General features: G+C 36.3%; 22 protein-coding genes and 1 riboswitch. Of the genes, 18 read left to right on the forward strand and 4 right to left on the reverse strand.

All coding sequences use genetic code 11. From position 1 onward, the window contains the following. The first annotated feature begins 15 nt into the window (after window positions 1-15). The 7 genes from AC1Q8N_RS18955 (at window position 16) to AC1Q8N_RS18985 (ending at window position 7,946) form a co-directional block, all read left to right on the forward strand. Window positions 16-1,116: a glycosyltransferase family 4 protein gene (locus tag AC1Q8N_RS18955; RefSeq protein WP_098067640.1), complete on the forward strand. Its 1,101-nt coding sequence runs from the start codon at window positions 16-18 to the stop codon at window positions 1,114-1,116. 15 nt (window positions 1,117-1,131) lie between these two features. Then, window positions 1,132-1,872, forward strand: coding sequence for a WecB/TagA/CpsF family glycosyltransferase (locus tag AC1Q8N_RS18960; RefSeq protein ID WP_048542796.1), 741 nt, complete (start codon window positions 1,132-1,134; stop codon window positions 1,870-1,872). 291 nt (window positions 1,873-2,163) lie between these two features. Continuing rightward, entirely contained in the window at window positions 2,164-3,363 is a 1,200-nt protein-coding gene (locus tag AC1Q8N_RS18965) for an MFS transporter (protein WP_098067639.1), read from the forward strand. Between the two features lie 269 nt (window positions 3,364-3,632). Next, on the forward strand, window positions 3,633-4,349 hold the full coding sequence (locus AC1Q8N_RS18970; RefSeq protein WP_048542790.1) for a LytR/AlgR family response regulator transcription factor: 717 nt from the start codon (window positions 3,633-3,635) through the stop codon (window positions 4,347-4,349). Window positions 4,350-4,470: 121 nt separating this feature from the next. Further along, complete coding sequence (gene cstA, locus AC1Q8N_RS18975; RefSeq protein ID WP_048542787.1) at window positions 4,471-6,549, forward strand: carbon starvation protein CstA; 2,079 nt, start codon at window positions 4,471-4,473, stop codon at window positions 6,547-6,549. After that, the gene (locus tag AC1Q8N_RS18980) at window positions 6,542-6,745 is read left to right on the forward strand and encodes a YbdD/YjiX family protein (protein ID WP_048542785.1); all 204 of its coding nucleotides are present in this window, start codon (window positions 6,542-6,544) and stop codon (window positions 6,743-6,745) included. Before cstA ends, AC1Q8N_RS18980 begins: the two co-directional genes overlap by 8 nt. Window positions 6,746-6,890: 145 nt before the next feature. Continuing rightward, entirely contained in the window at window positions 6,891-7,946 is a 1,056-nt protein-coding gene (locus AC1Q8N_RS18985) for a GGDEF domain-containing protein (protein ID WP_048542784.1), read from the forward strand. A gap of 82 nt (window positions 7,947-8,028) precedes the next feature. Here AC1Q8N_RS18985 and pdxK read toward each other — a convergent pair whose 3' ends face one another. Further along, window positions 8,029-8,853, reverse strand: a complete 825-nt coding sequence (gene pdxK / locus AC1Q8N_RS18990; RefSeq protein WP_098827581.1) for a pyridoxine/pyridoxal/pyridoxamine kinase — start codon at window positions 8,851-8,853, stop codon at window positions 8,029-8,031. Between the two features lie 134 nt (window positions 8,854-8,987). On the opposite strand from pdxK, the gene AC1Q8N_RS18995 reads away from it, so the two are divergent. The 3 genes from AC1Q8N_RS18995 (at window position 8,988) to AC1Q8N_RS19005 (ending at window position 12,044) form a co-directional block, all read left to right on the forward strand. Then, a complete protein-coding gene (locus AC1Q8N_RS18995) occupies window positions 8,988-10,559 on the forward strand; it encodes a GAF domain-containing sensor histidine kinase (protein WP_061671883.1) in 1,572 nt (523 codons plus the stop codon). A gap of 20 nt (window positions 10,560-10,579) precedes the next feature. Then, window positions 10,580-11,227, forward strand: coding sequence for a response regulator (locus AC1Q8N_RS19000; protein WP_048542779.1), 648 nt, complete (start codon window positions 10,580-10,582; stop codon window positions 11,225-11,227). Window positions 11,228-11,417: 190 nt separating this feature from the next. Beyond that, window positions 11,418-12,044: an FMN-dependent NADH-azoreductase gene (locus AC1Q8N_RS19005; RefSeq protein ID WP_493521318.1), complete on the forward strand. Its 627-nt coding sequence runs from the start codon at window positions 11,418-11,420 to the stop codon at window positions 12,042-12,044. A 62-nt stretch (window positions 12,045-12,106) separates the two neighbouring features. Here the strand turns inward: AC1Q8N_RS19005 and AC1Q8N_RS19010 are convergent, their stop codons facing one another. After that, window positions 12,107-12,778, reverse strand: a complete 672-nt coding sequence (locus AC1Q8N_RS19010; protein WP_046958586.1) for a transcriptional regulator YeiL — start codon at window positions 12,776-12,778, stop codon at window positions 12,107-12,109. A 106-nt stretch (window positions 12,779-12,884) separates the two neighbouring features. On the opposite strand from AC1Q8N_RS19010, the gene AC1Q8N_RS19015 reads away from it, so the two are divergent. Further along, window positions 12,885-13,580, forward strand: a complete 696-nt coding sequence (locus AC1Q8N_RS19015) for a YjjG family noncanonical pyrimidine nucleotidase (RefSeq protein ID WP_048542774.1) — start codon at window positions 12,885-12,887, stop codon at window positions 13,578-13,580. 40 nt (window positions 13,581-13,620) lie between these two features. Here the strand turns inward: AC1Q8N_RS19015 and AC1Q8N_RS19020 are convergent, their stop codons facing one another. Continuing rightward, window positions 13,621-14,853 (reverse strand): chloride channel protein, encoded by a 1,233-nt coding sequence (locus AC1Q8N_RS19020; RefSeq protein ID WP_064469937.1) that lies wholly within the window; start codon window positions 14,851-14,853, stop codon window positions 13,621-13,623. A gap of 315 nt (window positions 14,854-15,168) precedes the next feature. Then, a riboswitch (SAM riboswitch) is annotated at window positions 15,169-15,273 on the forward strand. A 93-nt stretch (window positions 15,274-15,366) separates the two neighbouring features. Here AC1Q8N_RS19020 and AC1Q8N_RS19025 point away from each other — a divergent pair. From AC1Q8N_RS19025 to AC1Q8N_RS19035, 3 genes are all read left to right on the forward strand, one after another. Continuing rightward, a complete protein-coding gene (locus AC1Q8N_RS19025) occupies window positions 15,367-16,665 on the forward strand; it encodes a bifunctional O-acetylhomoserine aminocarboxypropyltransferase/cysteine synthase (protein ID WP_000504750.1) in 1,299 nt (432 codons plus the stop codon). Beyond that, window positions 16,649-17,554, forward strand: coding sequence for a homoserine O-acetyltransferase MetA (metA, locus tag AC1Q8N_RS19030; protein WP_098075897.1), 906 nt, complete (start codon window positions 16,649-16,651; stop codon window positions 17,552-17,554). Before AC1Q8N_RS19025 ends, metA begins: the two co-directional genes overlap by 17 nt. 142 nt (window positions 17,555-17,696) lie before the next feature. After that, window positions 17,697-18,992, forward strand: coding sequence for a homoserine dehydrogenase (locus AC1Q8N_RS19035; RefSeq protein ID WP_048542766.1), 1,296 nt, complete (start codon window positions 17,697-17,699; stop codon window positions 18,990-18,992). Between the two features lie 30 nt (window positions 18,993-19,022). Here AC1Q8N_RS19035 and AC1Q8N_RS19040 read toward each other — a convergent pair whose 3' ends face one another. Beyond that, window positions 19,023-19,649, reverse strand: coding sequence for a YczE/YyaS/YitT family protein (locus tag AC1Q8N_RS19040; RefSeq protein ID WP_098048850.1), 627 nt, complete (start codon window positions 19,647-19,649; stop codon window positions 19,023-19,025). A 98-nt stretch (window positions 19,650-19,747) separates the two neighbouring features. Here AC1Q8N_RS19040 and AC1Q8N_RS19045 point away from each other — a divergent pair, with 98 nt between their 5' ends. Genes AC1Q8N_RS19045 through AC1Q8N_RS19060 form a run of 4 tightly spaced genes read left to right on the forward strand, consistent with a single transcriptional unit; the run spans window position 19,748 to window position 23,516 of the window. Then, entirely contained in the window at window positions 19,748-20,725 is a 978-nt protein-coding gene (locus AC1Q8N_RS19045) for a LacI family DNA-binding transcriptional regulator (RefSeq protein ID WP_098075899.1), read from the forward strand. Between the two features lie 10 nt (window positions 20,726-20,735). After that, a complete protein-coding gene (locus AC1Q8N_RS19050) occupies window positions 20,736-21,617 on the forward strand; it encodes an SGNH/GDSL hydrolase family protein (protein ID WP_176374059.1) in 882 nt (293 codons plus the stop codon). After that, the gene (locus tag AC1Q8N_RS19055; protein ID WP_048542759.1) at window positions 21,614-22,531 is read left to right on the forward strand and encodes an ABC transporter ATP-binding protein; all 918 of its coding nucleotides are present in this window, start codon (window positions 21,614-21,616) and stop codon (window positions 22,529-22,531) included. Before AC1Q8N_RS19050 ends, AC1Q8N_RS19055 begins: the two co-directional genes overlap by 4 nt. After that, window positions 22,524-23,516 carry a DUF2705 family protein gene (locus AC1Q8N_RS19060; protein WP_048542758.1) on the forward strand — a complete coding sequence of 331 codons (993 nt, stop codon included), beginning with the start codon at window positions 22,524-22,526 and terminating at the stop codon, window positions 23,514-23,516. The genes AC1Q8N_RS19055 and AC1Q8N_RS19060 overlap by 8 nt, the downstream gene beginning before the upstream one ends. Window positions 23,517-23,526: the final 10 nt, after the last annotated feature.

Here is a 23,526-nt window from a genome sequence, read left to right on the forward strand (position 1 = left end):
TGGAGGAAATAGGAAATGAAAGTGTTACATATAAATGCTGGTGCAGAAGAGGGCGGAGGAAAAACACATATTATTTCACTTTTATCTCAGTTTCCGAAGAAAGAAGTGGAATTAATGGTATTTGAAGAAGGTGCAATTGCTAGAGAAGCGAGAGACCTTGGTATTCAAGTGCATGTTTTTACTCAATCATCTCGGTACGACCTATCCATTCTTTCAAGAATAAAATCATTTATTAATGAAAATCAATTTGACATTGTGCATACACATGGCGCACGAGCGAATTTCTATCTCTCCCTCTTGAAAAAAGGTATAAAAGCAAAATGGATAATGACTGTCCATAGTGATCCAACGTTGGATTTTATGAAGAGAGGATTAAAAGGGTGGGTGTTTACGAAGTTAAATTTACGTTCTTTCAGGAAGGTAGATTTATTCTTTGCAATTACGGAAAACTTTAAGAGAAACATAATAAAACTAGGTGTACCAGAAGAGAAGATTTGTACGGTTTATAATGGAATCGAGTATGATAATACTCCAGCAAAACCTTATGATAAAAGTGAATTTGGCATCGATGAAGGAGTATTTACAGCTGTTCAAGTAGCGCGTCTTCATCCTGTTAAAGGTCATGATATTTTATTTGAAGCGTTACAAAAAATTAAAATTCCAAATATAAAGGTGCTCTTGCTTGGTGATGGACCTATAGAAGCAGAATTAAAAGAGATGGTGAAACAAAAGGGCTTAGAGGATAAGGTGATTTTTCTAGGTTTTCGTACAGATTCAAAAGAATTATATGCATCTGCACACATTAATTTGTTAACCTCTTATAGCGAAAGCTTCCCTCTTGTTTTATTAGAAGCGGCTAATCAACGCTTAACATCTATTGCAACAAATGTAGGTGATATGAAGAAGTTAATAGTTGATGATACGTATGGATGGATTGTACCGATTGGTGATGCGGCTTCGTTAGCAAACGCGTTAGAAAATGCTTATGAAAAATGGTTGAATGGTGAATTAGAAGCGATGGGAAATCTTTTATATACTCATGCATCTACTCATTTCTCGCTAAAGAATTTGTATGAAGATACTTATAATGCATATAAAAAACTTTTACTGAAATAGAGAGGATAGTTAATCATGGAAGTAAAAACGGTTGATATTCTAGGTGTTCCTTTTTCTACAATGACAATGGATGAAACGATCCAATATTTGAAGGGACAACTAGAATTGGAGCGAACTCATACTTTTCAGGTAGTAACAGCAAATCCTGAAATTGTTATGTGTGCAAAAAAGGATGAAACATTCCATAAAACATTATTAAATACAGATTTAATTACACCTGACGGTATTGGAGTTGTAAAAGCAAGTGGTATGTTAGGTACACCTGTAAAGGAACGTGTAGCAGGTTTTGATTTAATGTGTAATCTATTTGCAAAGTTATCAGAGGAGAATAAACCGGTATCTGTTTTCTTACTTGGTGCAAAATCGCATGTTGTACAAGCTGCAGCAGATCATTTAACGAAGACATATTCAGCTGTATCTATTGTGGGTACACAAGATGGGTACTTTAAACAAGAAGAAGAAGAGAGTATCGTTTCTCGTATTCAAGAAGCAAAACCAGATTTATTACTTGTCGCGCTTGGTTTCCCAAGACAAGAGAATTTTATCCAAACTAATAAGCATCGTTTAGAAACGAAGATGGCTGTTGGAGTGGGCGGAAGTTTAGATGTATGGGCTGGAGAGGTAAAACGTGCACCAAAATGGATTCAAGCGATTAACTTAGAGTGGTTTTATAGATTGTGTAGTAATCCAACGCGCTGGCGTCGTCAGTTAGTATTAGCGGAATTTTTAAAAGAAGTCATGCGTTCGAAAAAGTAGCGGAATATCGCTACTTTTTTATTTGGTCATTTTTAATAAAGTGAGGTTTTGCTCATCCACCACTGATGGTTAACCCTCACCAATTGGACGTTTAATGGCAGTTGGTCTTCAATTTAACCTTTTTGTTTCAGCTGAATTTTGAGGTGGGAGTCTTACTGCCCTCAAATAGTGTGATAAGTATTTTATTTTTTGGGAATGATGAAGGAGAATTTTTTGAACGAAAGTATTTTACTTATACAATTCACACATGTAAAATGATGTGTAAAGACAGCTGTGTAAGGAGGACTTCTTGTGGGCAAGGTGAAAGAAATTTCGAAGCGAAAGCTACTTGGTATAGCAGGGCTTGGATGGTTATTTGATGCAATGGATGTTGGAATGCTTTCATTTGTAATGGTAGCACTGCAAAAAGATTGGGGATTAAGTACGCAAGAAATGGGCTGGATAGGCAGCATTAATTCGATTGGTATGGCAGTCGGAGCACTCGTTTTTGGAATACTATCAGATAAAATAGGGCGGAAATCAGTCTTTATTATTACATTATTACTATTTTCTATCGGTAGTGGTTTAACTGCTTTAACGACGACACTTGCGATGTTCCTTTTTTTACGATTTTTAATTGGTATGGGGCTTGGCGGAGAGCTTCCAGTTGCGTCTACATTAGTATCAGAGAGCGTTGAAGCGCATGAACGTGGCAAAATAGTTGTGCTATTAGAAAGCTTTTGGGCAGGTGGATGGCTAATTGCAGCCCTTATCTCGTATTTTGTTATTCCGAAATATGGTTGGGAAGTTGCAATGGTATTGAGCGCGGTTCCGGCATTATATGCTTTATATTTAAGATGGAATTTACCGGATTCTCCGAGATTTCAAAAGGCTGAAAAAAGACCATCTGTTATCGAAAATGTAAAGTCAGTTTGGTCTGGGGAATATCGTAAGGCAACAATTATGTTATGGATTCTATGGTTTTCTGTTGTCTTTTCGTACTATGGGATGTTCCTTTGGTTACCTAGTGTGATGGTATTAAAAGGATTTAGTTTAATAAAAAGTTTCCAGTACGTACTTATTATGACGTTAGCTCAATTGCCAGGATATTTCACGGCTGCTTGGTTTATTGAACGACTTGGTCGTAAGTTCGTTTTAGTTACGTATTTAATCGGTACAGCATGTAGTGCTTATTTGTTTGGAGTGGCGGAGTCATTAACGGTATTAATCGTAGCAGGCATGTTACTATCCTTCTTTAATTTAGGTGCTTGGGGTGCATTATACGCTTATACACCGGAACAGTATCCAACGGTTATTCGTGGTACAGGTGCAGGGATGGCAGCAGCATTCGGTCGTATTGGTGGTATTCTTGGACCGCTATTAGTAGGATATTTAGTTGCTTCACAGGCTTCACTATCACTAATATTTACGATTTTCTGTGGATCAATTTTAATTGGCGTAGTTGCTGTAATTGTACTTGGGCAAGAAACGAAGCAACGAGAATTAGTATAAGGTGAAAGTTTAATCGGTGAGGGATTTATCCCTCGCTGATTATTAGCCAGCACCAATTGTGTTTTTGGGGAAGTAATATTCATTTCTTCGCATTCAGTGGGGGTTACTTCCTACAAATAATGTAATGAAAGGGTAGGGGGAACCGTTGTGGTTTCCTTTTTTCTGTTTTTTTAGATAAATAATGGTATAGTAAGAAAAAGGGAATGTTTCTTATAAAAGCGAATGTATACAACAAGACATATGGACAAAAGAATTAGGTGGTTGAAGAAATGAAAATTTTACTGATCATGGAAGAAGCAGAAGAGCGAAGAAGTTTAGCTGAAAAATTTACTGAAAATATAAGGAATGTAGAATGTTTTGAAGCGAATACGGGAACAGAATCATTATTGATCATGAAAAAGCATACACCAGATTTTGTTTTCTTGAATTCAAAATTACTAGATGGAACTGGTTTTGAATATGCGAGTTTATTACGGGAAGTAAATTGTTATACGAAATTGATTTTTATGGGTGAAGATATAGAAGAGTCGATTACGGCATTTCGGTTTCAAGCATTTTATTATTTACTACGCCCATTTCGTGAGGAAGATTTGCAATTCCTTTTATATAGAATGTGTAAAGAGCAAGGCGAAAAAGCAAAGAGTTATTTGCGAAAACTACCGATAGAAGGTCAAGAGGGAATTCGGTATATTTTCCCTGAAGATATTGTATATGTAAGCAAAAATAAGGAAAATAAAACGGTTTCAATTTATACAACAAATAATCAGTATATTTCAACATATACACTTCAGGAGCTGGAAAATAAGCTAAATGTATATGATTTTTTACGTGTGCATAAAAGTTATTTAATTAATATGTCATATGTACAAGAACTAAAACCTTATTATAATGGCACATATAATCTGTATTTAGATAAATATGATGAGCAACCGATTCCAGTTAGTCGTAATTATGTGAAACGACTTCGAAATAAGATTGAATTATAGTAGGTAATGCGAATTTTTTAACATGATAAACTAAAAATCCTTCATGATAAGGAGGATTCAAATTAAATATTCAGAAAATTTAGTACAATCCGACTAAGCGATAGTATTGGGGGGATTGTATGTGAAAACATTGAAGTCGATTTTACTATGGGGAGTTATTGCAGCAGTAGGCGCAGGTGCTTTTGGTGTAATAGCTTTATCACAAGGTGAAACTATTAATGCCGTGTGGCTCTTAGTAGCTGCGGTATGTGTGTATGCAGTTGCTTACCGCTTTTATAGTAGATTTATAGCGAGAAAGGTATTTGGTTTAGATAATAATCGGCAAACGCCAGCCCATACATTAAACGATGGAAAAGATTATGTTCCGACAAATAAGTGGGTATTATTTGGGCACCATTTTGCAGCAATTGCTGGGGCAGGCCCTTTAGTAGGACCGATTTTGGCAGCGCAAATGGGATATTTACCAGGGACAATATGGATTATTGTTGGGGTAGTTGTTGCTGGAGCTGTACAAGATTTTGTAATTTTATTTGCTTCGATGAGACGGAATGGTAAATCTTTAGGAGAAATGATTAAAGATGAGATCGGTCCTGTTACAGGGCTTATTGCAATGATAGGCATTTTAGGCATTATGATTATTTTATTAGCGGTATTAGCATTAGTGGTAGTAAAGGCGCTTGTCGGAAGTCCTTGGGGAATGTTTACAATAGCAGCAACGATTCCTATTGCTATTTTAATGGGAGTGTACATGCGCTACATTAGGCCTGGCCGGGTTGGAGAAGGGTCAGTAATCGGAATTATTCTACTTATACTGTCTCTTATTGGAGGACAGTATGTAGCAGAGCATCCAACGCTTGCAAGTATGTTCACGTTTAGCGGTGAAACGATTGCTATTATGCTTATTGTATATGGATTTATCGCATCGGCCTTACCAGTTTGGATGCTTTTAGCACCACGTGATTATTTAAGCACATTTTTAAAAGTCGGAACAATTGTTGGATTAGCAATTGGTATTTTAATTGTAGCACCAGATTTACAAATGCCAGCAGTTTCGAAATTTATCGATGGAACAGGTCCTGTTTTCTCTGGAAACTTATTCCCGTTCTTATTTATTACAATTGCTTGTGGTGCGGTGTCTGGATTCCATGCTCTCGTTTCATCAGGTACGACACCAAAGATGATTGAACAAGAGGGACACGCACAGCCAATCGGTTATGGGGCAATGTTAATGGAATCATTTGTAGCCGCGATGGCGATGATTGCAGCTTGTGTATTAACACCAGGAACTTATTTTGCGATTAATAGTCCCGCAGCACTTATCGGTACAGATGTCTCGCAGGCAGCTCAAGTTATTTCCTCATGGGGATTTGCCATTACACCAAATGAATTAAAAGATCTCGCTGTAAACGTTGGAGAGCAAACGATTTTATCACGCACAGGTGGTGCACCAACGTTAGCGATAGGTATGGCGTATATTTTCTCACAAGTAATAGGTGGAACAGCGATGATGGCATTTTGGTATCATTTTGCAATCCTCTTTGAAGCTCTATTCATCTTAACGACAATTGATGCTGGAACGCGTGTAGGCCGATTTATGATTCAAGATATTTTAGGACATGTATATAAGCCATTTGGGAAAACGGATTCTACATTAGCGAATGTGATAGCTACAACGTTATGCGTATTAGGATGGGGTTATTTCTTATACCAAGGGGTAGTTGATCCGCTTGGTGGAATTAATACATTATGGCCACTTTTCGGTATTGCAAACCAAATGTTAGCAGGTATTGCATTATTACTTGGAACGACAATTTTGTTCAAAATGGGGAAAAAGGCATATGTTTGGGTGACACTTATTCCAACTGTCGGATTGCTTATTGTAACGATGACGGCGGGTTATCAAAAGCTATTTCATGAAAATCCTAAAATAGGATTTCTATCTCATGCAAAGGTGTTTCAGGGAGCATTAGATGAGGGGAAAGTGTTAGCACCAGCTAAAAATGTCGCTCAAATGAAACAAATTATTTTCAATGATTATATTGATGCAGCGCTTTGCGGGATTTTTATGATAGTTGTAATCGCTGTATTAATTTCTGCAATTCGAATTTGGATTCAAGTATTAAGAAATAGGCCGATGCCGCTAAAAGAGGCGCCATATATTTCTAGAGATGAAAGTGAGTCGAGGAACTATTATGCTTAAACGACTACGGAAAGTATGGAGACAAAGAAAACACTTTATTAGTTTACTCGTTGGAGTACCAAGTTATGAAACATATGTAGAGCATATGAAAAAGCATCATCCAGAAGAAGAGGTTGTATGTCAAAAACAATTTTTTGCAGAAGTGCAAGAAGCTAGGTTTAATGCAAAGGGTGGAAAGATATCACGGTGTTGTTAATAAAAAGGGCGAATTTTCGTCCTTTTTTATTTTTTGCTGTTTCACGTGGAACAGCAAAAAATAAATAAAAGCTTTGGGAATTATAGGGATTTCGTATACAATAAAATAAGGAAAGTGATAGATAGAAAAGTAGGGAGATTATTTTATGTTAAGGGACTTATTTGTAAACACAACAATTATTCTTTCCTTTATTTTTGTTGGAGGTCAGCTTTTAAGAGATAAACCGTTAAAAGAAGGGTTCTCTTTTTTGCAGAAATGTGTAGTAGGTATTCTTACTGGAATATTAAGTGTACTGTTGATGCATTTTGGTGTACATATTGAAGATATTATGTTGGATCTACGTTATTTAGCTGTTATTTTGGCAATTATAATTGGAGGTCCGATAGCTAGCAGTATAACAGTTACTATTATATTAATTACCCGATTATTTTTTACTGAGTACTCTTTAGCCTCTGAATTGGCTTGTTATACAATTGTATTGATAGGTTTTGGAATTATTTTCATTTGGCGGATGAAAGCTTCTATATTTAAAAGATGGATCTGGTTTAATGTATATAGTTTATCTATTTTAACGGTTCCACTTTCTATTTTATTTAAGGATATGTCTATAGTAGCATTATATTTAGTTTGTAGTGGTGTTGCAGCATATATCACATTTATAAGCGCAAATTATGTATTGCAATCCAATGAGTTATTTCAAACGATGAAGCAATACGCAACGATAGATGCACTGACAGGTTTAGGAAACGTAAGACAGTTTGATTTAGAGATGAATCGTCATATTGGTAATAAGCGTATGAAAAATGATTCACTTTGTTTATTACTTATAGATATTGATCACTTTAAGTGTGTAAATGATACGTATGGGCATCCTGCGGGAGATGAAGTATTAAAACAAATGGGGCATATTTTACGAGAAGTTTCAATGTTTCCAGATTTGGCTTTTCGAAAGGGTGGGGAAGAGTTCGCGCTTTTGATACCGCAGAAAGGATTAGCTTATGGAATGCGTATGGGGGAAAAAGTTCGCACGGCTGTTGAAAACCATCCATTTCAATTGCTAAATGGAACAAAAATAAAAATTACAGTTTCAGTAGGAATTTCAGTGTATGAAGAATCACCAGAGCGATTTATTCAAGCTGCTGATGATGCATTATATTACTCCAAAAGAAATGGTAGAAATCAGGTTAGTTCTGCATCTTAAAGATAAGATGACCAGAAGAGCTTATAAAAAAACACCCACAGAGAGGAAATATATAAACTCTGTGGGTGTTTTCATTTATATGTTAGACAAGTTCTTTTGATGCAACGAATTTACGATATGCACCGTGATGTGTTGGGCCTACGTATTCGTTGATCTTGAATGAATAACGGATAGCAGCTGTGATAAATTCTTTAGCAGTTTTTACTGCTTCTTTCACAGTTTTTCCTTTTGCAAGTTCTGCTGTAATTGCAGCGGAATATGTGCAACCTGCGCCGTGTGTATTTGTCGTATCAATTTTTTCTGATTCTAGAAGATCGAATGTTTCTCCATCATATAGGACGTCGATTGCAGTTTCCGTACCAAGCTTGCTACCGCCTTTAATTAGGACGTATTTCGCACCTAAAGCGTGGATTTTTTTCGCAGCTTCTTTCATGTCTTCAAGAGAATTAATCTTTATGCCACTTAATTGGTAAGCTTCAAATAAGTTTGGTGTTACAACTAATGCCTTTGGAACAAGAACGTCACGTAAGCAATCGTTCGTTTCAGGATGTAATGCTTCATCAGCACCTTTACATACCATAACAGGGTCCACTACTACATTTTTGAAATTATGTTTCTCGATTGTTTCTGCAACCATTTCAATAATTTCTACTGATCCAAGCATACCTGTTTTTAAAGCATCTACGCCAACGCCTTCAATTGTCGTTTCTAATTGTGGTTTTAATGTAGAAGCCGGGATTGGGAATACGTTATGTGCCCAACCGTTATGTGGATCCATCGTTACGATTGTCGTAAGAGATGTCATTCCGTATACACCAAGTTCTTGGAATGTTTTTAAATCTGCTTGTATACCAGCACCGCCACTTGTGTCAGAACCAGCGATAGTAAGTGCTTTATTTAATGTCATTATGAAATCCCCCTCAAGTGATATAATGAAAACTATGTTTTCACCATTATATCAATGTTACGAATAAGTACAAAGTGAAAAGTAGATGATTTACTTTAGGGGCGATTTAAAATCTTGTATGTAGGAGACGAATTATGTTTCAAGAGAATCGTACAAATGAATTAGTTATATTAAAAGAGATTGCAGAGACGTTGAACACCTCAAATGATACATATCATGTGCTGCAAGCTGTGTTGGAAAAACTGTTGAATGTAACAGGTTTAACGACAGGATGGATATTTCTTGCGGATGAAAATGGCAGATATACAAAATTAATTGATTATCAATTACCAGAGGGATTAAGATTTGAAAATAAACGACCGATGTGTGAGGGGAATTGTTGGTGTTTACACCGATTTGTGGAAGGGAAACTAGAGAAAGCCGTTAATATTATTGAATGTAAGAGAATTAATAATGCGATTGAATATAACTGGGGAGATACAGAAGGGATTGTGCATCATGCGACAGTGCCGCTAAAAGCGGGGGGAGATGAATTTGGCGTATTAAATGTGGCTAGTCCAGGTAAAACGCATTTTTCTGAAGAAGAGTTAGTGCTATTACAATCAGTTGCTTTCCAAATTGGAACAGCATTAAAACGTACAAAATTGTATGAAAATGAAAAGAGAAGGGCTCATTATTATGTAAAGTTAGACCGCTTTATTCAAGCTTTAAGGACGATTCATAAATTTAATGCATTGCCAGAGGAGATTGTAAAGCAAATAGGGAAGTTATTTTTATGGGAGCAAGTTGTATTCTTTATTAGAGAAGAAAATGAACTTGCTGTAAGAGCCTCATGTAAGATAGATGAGATACAAGAGGATTTGAAGTCGGCGGCACAGGAAGCTCTGAAAAAAGAAGAGCCTGTTTTGTTAAAGAGTCAGGTTGGGAATATCGTACATCCTAATCGTGCGGTTATTGCCATTCCCATACATATTCAAGATCATATATTTGGCGTACTAAGTGTAAGTTCGAATAATGGAGAATTTGATATAAATACGATAGATGTAGTACAGGCGTTAGCCAATCATATATCGTTAATGATAGAGAACTTAAGGTTAAATGAAAAGCGCCGAGAACTTGTACGACTGGAAGAACGTAATCGTTTAGCTAGAGATTTGCATGATTCTGTTTCACAAAAGTTGTTTTCATTAACTTTTATGACGAAAGGTGCCGAAGCCGTCTTAAAGGGGAAAAACGAAAAGGTAGATCAGTCTTTGCATGAGATACGTGAGTTATCGCAAGGTGCTTTAAAAGAAATGAGGACGTTAATTTGGCAACTACGTCCAGCGGGATTAGAGAAAGGACTATTACCAGCTTTAAAACAATATGGTGAAAGTTTGGGATTGAAAATTCGGGAACAAGTTACAGGTGTTCGTGATTTGCCACGTGTAGTAGAGGAAGCGCTATGGCGAATTGGACAAGAAGCTTTAAATAACGTAAGTAAACATGCGAATGTCAGAGAAGCGGCGATTTATTTCAAAGTGACGGAGAAGAATGTATCATTAGAAATAGTCGATCAAGGAAACGGCTTTGTAGAGAAGGATATAAAAGAGAAGAAATCACTCGGTATGACTACGATGCGCGAAAGAGTAGAATTAGTCGGTGGAACAATTAAAATTGTAAGTGATAAGAAAAGAACAAGTGTAAAAGTAAATGTACCATTATGATGTGAAAATGAGGGAAGTTTGTGAAAATAAAAGTATTGTTAGTTGATGATCATACAGTCGTTTTAAAAGGATTAGCATTTTTCTTAAGTACACAGGAAGACTTAGAGCTAGTTGGAGAAGCAAGTAATGGGAAAGAGGCATTAGTGAAAGTAGGGGAGACACATCCTGATGTTGTACTAATGGACTTATATATGCCCGAAATGGATGGTGTCGAGGCGACGGCGTGCATCAAAAAAGAATATCCAAATGTGAAAGTAATTGTATTAACCAGCTTTTCTGATCAGGCGCATGTTTTACCAGCGTTAAGGGCGGGGGCAAGTGGGTATATTTTAAAAGATGTAGAACCCGATCAGCTTGTTGAAGCTATTCGAAGCGCATATAAAGGTAATATTCAATTACATCCAGATATAGCAAATACTCTTCTCTCTCAAACATTACCTGTGGAAGAAAAGGAAGAAGAACCTTCTATTCAAGTGGATGTGCTAACGGCGAGAGAAAATGAAGTGTTGCAGCTATTAGCTAAAGGGATGAGTAATAAAGAGATTGCTTCTGTTTTAGTTATTACAGAAAAAACGGTAAAAGCGCATGTAAGTAGTATTTTGAGTAAGTTGAATTTATCTGATCGCACGCAAGCAGCATTATATGCAGTGAAAAATGGAATTGTATAAGACAAAAGTCGTAAGACCTAGTTCGCCTTTAGAAGGTGGACTTTTTTTATGGAAAAATACGTCTATGTGAGGACGAAATTGTCTTGATATAAAGATAAAATATGTTTGTAAGCAACAAAACAACAATTACAAGGGATACCTTTTTTGAAAGCATATAACAACAGAAGAGTGAGTACTAGGAGGAAAAACAATGGCAACAGTTTTATTTGTAAAAGCAAACAACCGCCCAGCGGAACAAGCAGTTAGTGTGAAATTATACGAGGCATTTTTAGCAAACTATAAAGAAGCACATCCGAATGATACAGTAGTAGAACTTGACTTACATAAAGAAGAATTACCATATGTAGGCGTAGATATGATTAATGGTACATTCAAAGCAGGTAAAGGATTTGATTTAACTGAAGAGGAAGCAAAAGCAGTAGCAGTTGCTGATAAGTATTTAAATCAATTTTTAGAAGCTGATAAAGTCGTTTTCGGTTTCCCATTATGGAACTTAACGATTCCAGCAGTGCTACACACATATATTGATTATTTAAACCGAGCTGGCAAAACGTTTAAATATACGCCAGAAGGTCCAGTTGGTCTAATTGGAGATAAGAAGATTGCATTATTAAACGCGCGCGGCGGCGTATATTCTGAAGGTCCAGCAGCTGAAGTAGAAATGGCTGTTAAATATGTAGCAAGCATGATGGGCTTCTTCGGTGCAACAAATATGGAAACAGTAGTTATTGAAGGACATAACCAATTCCCAGATAAAGCAGAAGAGATCATTACAGCTGGTCTTGAAGAAGCAGCTAAAGTAGCAAGCAAATTTTAATTGAAAATAGAATCGTCACTATAAAAAAGTAGCATTAACAGGTAAACGTTAATGCTACTTTTTTATATTTTAAGTTCATCAGCCAGTTTTTCTAATTGAATTCGATCTTGTATGTAATAGGTTCTTCCGTCTTTTTTTAAGTAATTTTGCTGGCAAAACTGGTTTAATACGTATAAAAGATGGCGGTAGCTGACATTTAAGTATTCCGAAGCCTCGGTATGTTTTTCTGTATAACTGTTATTTTGTTCTGTTAATAGAATAAACGCCGCTAATCGATTTTCGAACGGATAACTATTGTTTTTGGCGTAACTTTCTGTTCGGCTAATTGTTTTTTCACCGATAAATTTACATAGTTTCTGTAGAAATGTAGCATCTTGCAACAAAAGATGCTGACAATCTTTAAGAGGAAGCGCTAAGCACATACAATCTTCAATCACTTCCACCGTTTTCGTAACGGATTCTACGCCAATTAACCCTAATTCTCCAATGAACGAAGGTGCTTGAATAAAGTTAATTAAGGAGACCTTCCCGTTTTTGTGACTCATATATATTTTCGCTTTTCCGGAAATTAAGTAATAAAGATAAGGAACATCAACACCTTCATTACATATCCTTTCTCTCTTTTGAAAGGAATGTAGTTCAGCATACGGTAAGACATCAAAAGAAAAAAGAGTATGGAAGTTGTAAGTTTGCATGTAATGAGAGATTTCTTCGCTATTTTTGCTGACTTTCATATTTTCACCTCATGTTTAGTATGAGATATCTCCTATTATGTTTACAAGAAGGAATGATACGATTTACATAAATTTGTTTTTGTAGAAAAGAGAGTGTGAAGGGCTTATGAAAAAATATAAAACATTGCTATTTGATGTAGATGATACATTGTTAGATTTTCAGAAGGCGGAGAAAATGGCGTTACGTATGCTGTTTGAAGAGAAAGGGATTCCTCTAACTAGCGAGGTTGAAGGGCACTATAAAAAAATTAATAAAAGTCTTTGGGATGCTTTTGAGGAAGGTGAAATGAACCGTGATGAAGTTGTAAATACGCGGTTTTCAATTTTGTTTAAAGAGTACGGGGAAGAAGTAGATGGAGTATTATTCGAAAATAATTATCGTAGCTACTTAGAAGAAGGAGACCAACTTATGCAAGGTGCGTTTGAATTTATAAGTCAAATTCAAAGTGAGTACGATTTATATATAGTGACAAACGGTATTTCTAAGACGCAAGATAAACGTTTACGTAATGCAGGATTACATGCCTTGTTTAAAGATATTTTCGTTTCTGAAGATACGGGATTCCAAAAGCCGATGAAAGAGTATTTTGATTATGTTTTTGAACGAATTCCTAATTTTTCCCCTGAAGAAGGGCTCATTATTGGGGATTCGTTAAGTGCTGATATGAAAGGTGGATATGTAGCGGGAATTGATACTTGTTGGTTTAATCCAGAAAAGAAATCAAATAATAGCGAGATTGTGCCAACATATGAAGTACAAAATTTTGAAGAGTTATACGCGTTATTGAAGCAACGTGTGTAATAAAAATAGGCAGTGGAACTTTTGTCCCTACTGCCTATTTTTATTCGTTTGTAGCTTCGTTATTTTTAGGAAGTGGAAATGCATTACCAATCGCTGCCGCTCCAAGCATCGGTAATAGTAAATTGAGCGGGAAAAACATGAGTAATAGTAATGTTATAGCAATTGGTTTTCTTAATGCATAGCTTGAAATTGCTGTCGTGACGATGGCTACCGAAGCGATTGGATCTATCGGGATAATGGAAGCTATAGCATATCCGATACTAGATCCAGCAAATATAATTGGGAAAATATGTCCACCGCGCCAACCTGTATTTAAACAAACGGCAGTAATACATAATTTTAAAACACCTGAAAGAAGTAGTACCCAGAAGGATAAATGACTCCATTCAACGACTAAATCTTTTAATTGGTGTTCTCCTGAGAATAACGTGTACGGGAGAACAGTTCCTGTAATTCCTAATAAAATACCACCGATAATTCCAAGTGATAGTTTGTATTCCCTGAAGGGATGGATTAATTTCTCTAATGTGAATTCAAATTTGAAATAAAAGAAACCAACTATAGCACCAATACTAGCAAGTGGTAGAAAGGCGATCCATTCATTAAGAGAAAGGGAACCTTCCCCAAAATCAACGATAAAGGATCCGCGATTATCGAATTTACTAAGTAATAAATAAACGGAAAAACCAGCGAAAGTAGTAGCTAAATATACAATTGCTTTTTTTCCTTTAGAAAATTCGTTAATTTGCTCACCCTCATTTTCATTTGGAGCTAAATAACCGAATAGCGGCGCGTTAAAAATTACACTTAAAGTAGCGCCAATTCCAACCTCTGTTAGTTCATTCATTCCTTTTAAGGCAAATGTAAAGCGATCCCCTACCCATGTACAAAGTCCACCGATAATTCCAACAAGTGCTGCTTCGGGACCTAAGCTAGCTCCAAATATTAAAACGATAATCGCAGTTAAAGTAGCTTTATGTACAAAACGGTATTCAATTCTACCTGTTTTTTTATATTCACCCATCACTTCTGGCATAAGACGTGGATATGTACCGAAATACTTTTGAGTTAAACCAACGAGAATACCACCGATAGTTGTGACGCAAATAGTGTAATACGGGGGAGAAGCGAAAATAGTAGGTAAGTATCCCCAAATAAAGTGAATGCCGATATTTATTGTAACTAAAAATAGCCAGACTGTAGCTCCTACTATAGAGCCTAAAAGAATGCCGTATAGGACGAGTATATAGTGCATGTCCTTTGTATTTGTCATGTTATACCTCCGTTATGTAAGCTTTAATGTTGAAAGGATTCAATATGCTCCTGCGAAATGAATATGTATAGTATCTTTTTGAGAGGTTGGCTTATTCAATATATTGAGGTCTCGTGAGAATTTGAAATGTTATACAGTTAAACTACTTACTTAATTTTATATAGTAATCGAGGGTTTTAAAAGGTCTTTTTCAAATGAATATGGAATATATTTCTTTTGTTATGCATGTCAAATTCTTTGTATTTAATTTAGAACATTCAGAAAAACTGATTGACATTAGGAAATTATTGCTATAAAATCAACGGTAATTGCATAGTCTTATCAAGAAAAGGTGGAGGGACAGGCCCGATGAAACCTTGGCAACAGCCGTATAACGGAATTGTGCCAAATCCTGCAGGTAATAATCCTGAAAGATAAGAAAGAGCCTTTAGAGCGTGTTTTCAAACTGCTCCTTTCTTGTTTTCAGGAAAGGAGCAGTTTTTTTATTTTGTATAAAAGAAAGGAGAATGAGAGATGGGAGAATCATGGGGAAAAGGAACAATTTGTGTGCAAGGTGGCTATACACCAAAAAATGGTGAACCGCGTGTTTTGCCACTTTATCAAAGTACAACGTATAAATACGATACTTCAGATGATTTAGCAGCGCTATTTAATTTAGAGGCAGAAGGATATATATATACGCGTATTGGAAATCCTACTTTAGCTGCATTTGAGCAAAAGTTAGCGGATTTAGAGGGTGGTGTAGGAGCTGTTGCAACGGCTTCTGGGCAGGCTGCTATTATGCTTGCTGTTTTAAATATTTGTAGTAGCGGAGACCACTTGCTTTGTTCTTCCACAGTTTATGGCGGAACGTTTAATTTATTTGGAGTGAGTTTGCGTAAGCTTGGTATTGACGTTACGTTCTTTAATCCGAATTTAAGTGCTGATGAAATTGTGGCCCTTGCTAATGATAAGACGAAACTTGTTTATGCAGAGTCGTTAGGAAATCCAGCGATGAACGTTTTAAATTTCAAAGAATTTTCAGATGCAGCGAAAGAGTTAGAAGTACCTTTTATTGTGGATAATACATTAGCAACTCCTTATTTATGCCAAGCATTTGAGCACGGAGCAAATATTATCGTTCATTCTACGACGAAATATATTGATGGTCATGCAAGCTCTTTAGGCGGCATTGTTATTGACGGAGGGAACTTCGATTGGACAAATGGGAAATATCCTGAACTTGTTGAACCGGATCCAAGTTATCACGGCGTAAGTTACGTTCAAAATTTTGGTGCAGCAGCTTATATTGTGAAGGCGCGTGTTCAATTATTAAGAGACTACGGAAACTGTATGAGCCCATTTAATGCGTATATTAGCAATATCGGCTTAGAAACGTTGCATTTAAGAATGGAGCGTCATAGTGAAAATGCTCTCGCAGTTGCTAAGTGGCTTGCTAACCATGAACGTATTGAATGGGTGAATTATCCGGGATTAGATAGTAATGAAAATTACTCGTTAGCACAAACGTATTTGAAAAAAGGTGCTAGTGGTGTTTTAACATTCGGCATTAAGGGCGGATTAGAAGCAGCGAAAGAATTTATCGCAAATGTAAAACTAGCAACTCTCGTAACGCATGTAGCGGATGCACGAACTTGTGTTATACATCCTGCTAGCACAACGCATAGACAATTAAGTGCTGAAGATCAGCGTCTAGCTGGCGTTACATCAGATTTAATTCGTTTATCGGTTGGTATAGAAGATGTTTCTGATATTATTGCAGATTTAGAAGCAGCGCTAGTCGGAGGCAAAGAACATGCCGATCATAATTGATAGAGATTTACCAGCTCGCAAAGTGTTGCAGAAGGAAAATATTTTTGTAATGACGAAAGAGCGAGCAGAAACACAAGATATCCGGGCATTGAAAATTGCTATCTTAAATTTAATGCCTACAAAGCAAGAAACAGAAGCGCAATTACTTCGTTTAATTGGCAACACACCGTTGCAATTAGATGTTCACTTACTTCATATGGAATCACATTTGTCTCGCAATGTAGCGCAGGACCATTTAACGAGTTTCTATAAAACATTTCGTGATATTGAGAATGAGAAATTTGATGGACTTATTATTACAGGAGCACCAGTTGAAACTCTTTCTTTTGAAGAGGTAGATTATTGGGAAGAGCTTAAACGTATTATGGAGTATTCAAAAAAGAATGTAACATCTACGCTTCATATTTGTTGGGGGGCACAGGCTGGCTTGTATCATCATTATGGTGTTCCAAAGTATCCTCTTAAGGAAAAAATGTTCGGTGTATTTGAACATGAAGTTCGTGAGCAACATGTGAAATTGTTACAAGGGTTTGATGAATTGTTTTTTGCCCCGCATTCTCGTCATACAGAAGTACGAGAGAGTGATATTAGAGAGGTGACAGACTTAACATTATTAGCAAATTCTGAGGAAGCGGGAGTTCACCTTGTCATTGGGCAAGAAGGAAGGCAAGTATTTGCGCTCGGGCATAGTGAATATAGTTGTGATACGTTAAAGCAAGAATACGAACGGGATCGCCAAAAAGGGTTAAATATTGATGTGCCGAAAAATTATTTTAAGCATAATAATCCAAATGAGAAACCACTTGTAAAGTGGAGAAGCCATGGGAATCTATTATTCTCTAATTGGCTGAATTATTACGTGTATCAAGAAACCCCTTATGTATTATAAAAAAAAGATTGTGTAACACGTGGCAACGTTTTCTTTGTAAAGATTAACTTATATTTTTCCGAATGTTCAAAAAACATTGTTTTTCAGATTTTTTACTCATATAATTTCATCTAAACACAATTTTTGAGGGGTGGACAGTATTATGAAAGAAATTCAAGTTGGTTTATTAGGTCTTGGGACAGTTGGGAGTGGTGTAGTTCGTATCATTACAGATCATCAAGAGCGACTTATCCACCAAGTAGGTTGTCCTGTAAAAGTAACGAAAGTACTAGTACAAAATATTGAAAAAGAGAGAGAGGTAGAGGTACCTTCTACTCTATTAACACAAGATGCAAATGAAATTTTAGATAATCCAAATATTGACGTTGTCATCGAAGTGATGGGTGGCATTGATGATGCAAAAGCATATATTTTGCAAGCCTTACAGAGCGGGAAGCATGTTGTGACTGCCAATAAAGATTTAATGGCGTTACATGGGGCGGAACTCTTAGCGGTAGCCAAAGATAATAAAGCAGATTTGTTTTATGAAGCAAGTGTAGCCGGAGGGATTCCGATTTTAAGAAGTATCGTAGAAGGACTTTCTTCAGATCTTATTACGAAAGTAATGGGAATTGTAAATGGAACGACAAATTTTATTTTGACGAAAATGTCAGATGAAGGGAGAGCATATAACGACGTGTTAAAAGAAGCCCAACAACTTGGATTTGCAGAAGCAGATCCAACATCAGATGTGGAAGGTTTAGATGCAGCGAGAAAAATGACGATTTTGGCTACCCTTGGTTTTTCTACAAATGTAGAGCTTGGAGATGTGAAGGTAAAAGGGATTACTTCTATTACAGAAGAAGATATTGAATACAGTAAGAGTTTAGGATACACGATTAAATTAATCGGTCTTGCGAAGCGAGATGGTGAAAAATTAGAGGTGACGGTTGAACCGACACTACTTCCAAATACACATCCTCTTGCGGCCGTACAAAACGAATATAACGCTGTATATGTGTATGGTGAAGCGGTCGGAGAAACGATGTTTTATGGACCAGGTGCAGGAAGTTTACCGACAGCAACAGCTGTTGTTTCAGATTTAGTAGCTGTAATGCAAAATATTCGATTAGGTGTAAACGGAAATAGTGCGGTATCCCCGCAGTATAAAAAGGTATTAAAAGAGCCAGACGAAATTGTTGTGAAGAAATTTTTAAGACTTCATGTAAAAGATGAAATTGGTGTATTTGCAAAAATTACTTCATTATTCTCTGAGCGTGGCGTTAGCTTTGAAAAGATTATTCAAATGCCGCTTGAAGAGAAAGGGAAGGCTGAAATTGTAATTGTGACGCATCGTGCGTCTCTTGCTGATTATGATTATATTCTACATACGTTGCAAGGGTATGAAGAAATAGATTGTTTGAAAGCAAACTATCGAATTGAAGGGGATTCTAAGTAGTATCTCTTCTCATAAAACAGAAAGAGCCTGTTAAGCAGCTTGCTTAATAGGCTCTTTTCTATTTAAAATCTTCGTACCAATTTGAATAAATGCTTGGATAATCCAGCCTGTTGTAAAGGATAAGATGATTGTTCCAAAATAGATAGGTCCATCTAATAGGAAGCTTAATGTTAAAAATAAAAACGCTAACGAAATTTCTGTTCTTCTAAATGTCCATTTCTTTTTCTCAGCAACCGTTAAAACGAAAGCTTCTTGAGGTGCTGCGCAAAGGTTTGTAGAGACGTAAAGACCAATCCCAGCTCCAACGAATAGATTTCCGCAAATAAGTGTTATATATTTTGGAAGAGAACGGATAGCGTCCATAATAGTTGGAATGGAACCAATCCAATCAACAAAAAGGGAAATAAGAACCATCGTTACAATTGTACCAATTGTTATTTGTTTTTTATTCCAAAAGAGTACGATAAGAGTAAATACAAAGTTAATCATGAAAATCCAAAAACCGATACTTATCCCGAAATTTTGATATAGTGCAATAAAGAAGGAATCATAAGGGCTAAGTCCAAAGGAAGTAATTGTCGTCATCATATTAATACCGATGGCGAGAGTGAGTAGACCGCCAATGAAAAATATATATTCTAATTTGAATCGAAGCATAGTTGTATATCCTTTCAAAATGTATTTGCTAGGAAAGGATATATTGTGGAAAGCTTACCAGGTCAAGGGAGAATTTTTGCAGAGAAGGGGAAAATGAGATGACGAATATAAGAAAGATTGCTGAACTTGCTGGAGTATCTGTTTCAACTGTTTCACGTGTACTGAATAATCATCCATATGTGAATGAACAGAAACGAAAAGAAATTTTAGCAATTATAGAAGAATTAAATTATACGCAAAATGTGAACGCAATTCATTTAGTGAAAGGAAAAACGAATGTCATTGGTGTTTTATTACCGCATGTAAATGATCAATATTATAGCGCTATTATCGAGGGAATATCAAAGGAAACAGCAAAGAATAACTATAATATGATGCTTTGTCAGACGAATTATAGTGAGGAAAGAGAATTAGAAATTTTGAATATGTTAAAAATGAAAAAGCTTGATGGGGTTATTATATGTTCCCGAGCAAATAGTAAGGGAAAGCTTGAAGAATATACGAAATTTGGTCCAATTGTTATGTGTGAAGAAATAGACTCGAATTTCATTTCGAGTGTGCATATTGATTACTATAAAGTCTTTTCGCGCGGGATGAAGAGCTTAATAGATGCCGGCCATACAAGTATTGGGTATTGCATTGGAAGGAGTAATAGCATTAATAGTCAGAGAAGAAAACAAGCATATGAAGATTCGCTTCAACAGATTGCTGTAACACCGATAGAGGCTTGGAAGTTTAAAGGCTGTTTTACGGTGGAAGATGGGCGTAATGTGATTAGGGAATGGACACGTATGTCAGTGAAACCAACTGCGTTTCTTGTATCTTGCAACCATATTGCGGCGGGAATGGTAACGGAAGCAAGAAAACAAGGAATTTGTATTCCAGAAGATATTACGATTATCGGTTGTGATGATCAAGATGTCGCAGATATTTTAGGCATTACGACGATTTCGTATTGTAGTAAAAATGTTGGTGTGAAGGCATTTGAATTATTATATGAAAAGATTAATGATGAGAAAATAGATGTAAAGCACGTAGAGTTATTGCCAGAACTAGTACATAGGGAAACAACATAATAGATAAGGTGTGAAAATCGCTTTTCAAAATTGCGTTTGGTATAATTATGGACAATCTATGAGGGCTAAAAGGGGTTTTGATATGAGATCAAAAGTAGTAAAAGTAATTCTACTCATTACAATTGCATCTTTCTGTTTATTTGCATATGGCTTTGTTTCAGGTGTAAATGATGTGTTAAATCCAAAAGCTTCAAATTTAATTAAAAAGACCGATGTAGTGGCAAAAGAGAAAAAGAAAACGGGAACGTTACAAATCGTTAGTTTAGGTGACTCATTAACACGTGGTGTTGGTGATAAAGAAGGAATTGGCTATATTGGGCGTATGAAAGAGGATTTACAAAAAGATTATAAGCAAAGGGTTGCATTAACAAACTTAGCTGTTAGTGGTGCAAAAATGCCTGACCTATTAAAACAAATTGAGAGTAGTGGCGCTCAATATTCAATTAAGCAAGCAGATGTAATCGTTTTAACAATTGGAGGAAATGATTTATTTCCAGGTTGGGAATCGCTTGGAAAGATAGATTTAGAAACATACCGTCCTGATACAGCAACGTTCCAAAATGAAGCGAAGAAAATAATAGAAGAAATTCGTAAGTTAAATACAGATAGCCCTATTTTTTGGCTTGGTTTATACAATCCTTTTGAAGATGTAGAAGATTTAAAAGGTTCTTCAACCATCGTTGTAGACTGGAATGCATCTTTAGAAAAATTGGCGATAAATAATAAAAATGTGTATATTACACCGACATTTGATTTATTCCAAAACCGTGGGAAAGATTTATTATACTCCGATCATTTCCATCCGAATGAAATAGGATATACATATATGGCGGACCGATTAGTTCAAAATGTTGTGAGTAAATTAAAACTAGAACAAGGAGGGGTAAAATGACGACGATACTTTCTGTACGAGACGTGAAGAAGGTAATTGGAAAGAAGACTATTGTAGAGAATATTTCCTTCGATGTAAAACAAGGAGAAGTGTTTGGCTTCCTAGGACCAAATGGCGCCGGAAAAACAACTACCATTCGAATGTTAGTTGGATTGATTAAAGAAACAGAAGGTACGATTTCTATCGGTGGTTATTCGATTAAGGAAAATTTCAGAGAAGCGATGCGTCAAATTGGGAGTATCGTTGAAAACCCAGAGTTGTATACATATTTAACGGGATGGGAAAATTTAAAGCAATTTGCTCGTATGTTAGGTGATATATCAGATGAACGTATTATTGAAATTGCTGAAATGGTTCATTTAGATGAAAGAATTCATGACAAGGTAAAAACGTACTCACTTGGTATGAAACAACGCCTTGGAATTGCGCAGGCGCTCCTTGGGAATCCAAAATTGCTCATATTAGATGAGCCAACGAATGGTTTAGATCCAGCAGGGATTAGAGAACTTAGGGAATTTATACATAAGCTTGTGAAAGAAGAAAATATGAGCGTGTTTATTTCAAGTCACTTGCTAAGCGAAGTACAAATGATATGTGATCGGGTTGCGATTATTCATAAAGGAAAAATGATAACAGTTGCCAAGGTTGAAGAGTTAATTAAAACAGCAAGTGATCGTGTAGAATGGATTGTTACACCGATTTCTAAGGCGAAAAATATGCTAGAAGATGCTAAGGAAGTAAGAGAAGTGAGTATAGAAGATAATCGATTACTATGCCGCATGGATATCGCATGTATAAGTAGTTGGAATAAAAACTTTGTAGAAAATGGGATAGATGTGCATAGCGTTAAGGAGCTTGTATTTACGCTAGAAGATTTATTTATTGAACTCACAAGGGGTGAGCAGCATGCGTGAATTTGCGAATCTAGTCTTAAATGAATCGGAGAAAATTTATCGTAAGAAACGTATTTTTGTTGTCATGCTTATTTTAGCAATCTTGATCCCGCTTTTCGTGTATGCGCAGTATCGTGAAGTAGAAACGACACAAAAAAGGCTCGGTACGACGGATTGGAAAGTTTCATTACAACAACAAATTGTTGATTCTCAAAATCGTTTGAACAATTCTAGACTACCAGAAGAATGGCGTGATTGGCTAAAGGTAAGAGTGGAGCAGCAACAATATTATTTAGATCATGATATTAACCCGATGGCACCGGGCGCACCCACTTTTGTAAGGGCGTTTATTGAGCAAGGAATTACATTGTTTATTCCGCTTCTCGTAATGATTGTTGCTATTGATATTGTTTCAGGAGAGCGAAGTGATGGAACGATGAAGATGCTACTTACACGGCCGATTCGGCGCTGGAAAATACTTCTTAGTAAGTACGTGACGATGTTATTTTTCATTTCACTCATACTGCTTCTTGTAGGTTTGTTTGCTTACATATTATCTGGGCTTGTATTTGGATACTCGGGATGGAATTTGCCTGTTTTAACTGGGTTTGTTATTGATAAGGAAACGTTAAATACGAATTTTGTACATCTTATTCCGCAGTGGCAATACGTCTTGATGGCGTATGGGCTAGCTTGGTTTGTTGCTATCGTTGTCGGAACTATATCATTTATGGTTTCTGTTTTAATTCGAAATACACCAGCCGGTATGGGCGTTATGTTAGCCGCATTAATCGCAGGTGGTATTTTAAGCTCATTCGCAACATCTTGGGAAGGTGCGAAATATATTTTTAGTGTGAATTTATCATTAACGGATTATTTATCAGGAAAACTACCTGCATTACAAGGCTTATCGATGGGGTTCTCTTTAATGAATTTAACGGTATGGGCAGTTGTATCTCTTATTATTTCATTTGTAGTATTTACAAAGCAGGATATGGTGAATTAATTGAACAGGA

The organism is Bacillus sp. GW823-FHT06B01 (assembly GCF_058952315.1).

Excerpts from the sequence above, each read along its gene's own strand:
- AC1Q8N_RS18955 (WP_098067640.1), top strand. The coding sequence starts at position 16 with ATGAAAGTGTTACATATAAATGCTGGTGCAGAAGAGGGCGGAGGAAAA.
- AC1Q8N_RS18960 (WP_048542796.1), top strand. The coding sequence starts at position 1,132 with ATGGAAGTAAAAACGGTTGATATTCTAGGTGTTCCTTTTTCTACAATG.
- AC1Q8N_RS18970 (WP_048542790.1), top strand. The coding sequence starts at position 3,633 with ATGAAAATTTTACTGATCATGGAAGAAGCAGAAGAGCGAAGAAGTTTA.
- AC1Q8N_RS18980 (WP_048542785.1), top strand. The coding sequence starts at position 6,542 with ATGCTTAAACGACTACGGAAAGTATGGAGACAAAGAAAACACTTTATT.
- AC1Q8N_RS18985 (WP_048542784.1), top strand. The coding sequence starts at position 6,891 with ATGTTAAGGGACTTATTTGTAAACACAACAATTATTCTTTCCTTTATT.
- pdxK (WP_098827581.1), bottom strand. The coding sequence starts at position 8,853 with ATGACATTAAATAAAGCACTTACTATCGCTGGTTCTGACACAAGTGGC.
- AC1Q8N_RS18995 (WP_061671883.1), top strand. The coding sequence starts at position 8,988 with ATGTTTCAAGAGAATCGTACAAATGAATTAGTTATATTAAAAGAGATT.
- AC1Q8N_RS19005 (WP_493521318.1), top strand. The coding sequence starts at position 11,418 with ATGGCAACAGTTTTATTTGTAAAAGCAAACAACCGCCCAGCGGAACAA.
- AC1Q8N_RS19010 (WP_046958586.1), bottom strand. The coding sequence starts at position 12,778 with ATGAAAGTCAGCAAAAATAGCGAAGAAATCTCTCATTACATGCAAACT.
- AC1Q8N_RS19015 (WP_048542774.1), top strand. The coding sequence starts at position 12,885 with ATGAAAAAATATAAAACATTGCTATTTGATGTAGATGATACATTGTTA.
- AC1Q8N_RS19020 (WP_064469937.1), bottom strand. The coding sequence starts at position 14,853 with ATGACAAATACAAAGGACATGCACTATATACTCGTCCTATACGGCATT.
- AC1Q8N_RS19025 (WP_000504750.1), top strand. The coding sequence starts at position 15,367 with ATGGGAGAATCATGGGGAAAAGGAACAATTTGTGTGCAAGGTGGCTAT.
- metA (WP_098075897.1), top strand. The coding sequence starts at position 16,649 with ATGCCGATCATAATTGATAGAGATTTACCAGCTCGCAAAGTGTTGCAG.
- AC1Q8N_RS19035 (WP_048542766.1), top strand. The coding sequence starts at position 17,697 with ATGAAAGAAATTCAAGTTGGTTTATTAGGTCTTGGGACAGTTGGGAGT.
- AC1Q8N_RS19040 (WP_098048850.1), bottom strand. The coding sequence starts at position 19,649 with ATGCTTCGATTCAAATTAGAATATATATTTTTCATTGGCGGTCTACTC.
- AC1Q8N_RS19045 (WP_098075899.1), top strand. The coding sequence starts at position 19,748 with ATGACGAATATAAGAAAGATTGCTGAACTTGCTGGAGTATCTGTTTCA.
- AC1Q8N_RS19055 (WP_048542759.1), top strand. The coding sequence starts at position 21,614 with ATGACGACGATACTTTCTGTACGAGACGTGAAGAAGGTAATTGGAAAG.
- AC1Q8N_RS19060 (WP_048542758.1), top strand. The coding sequence starts at position 22,524 with ATGCGTGAATTTGCGAATCTAGTCTTAAATGAATCGGAGAAAATTTAT.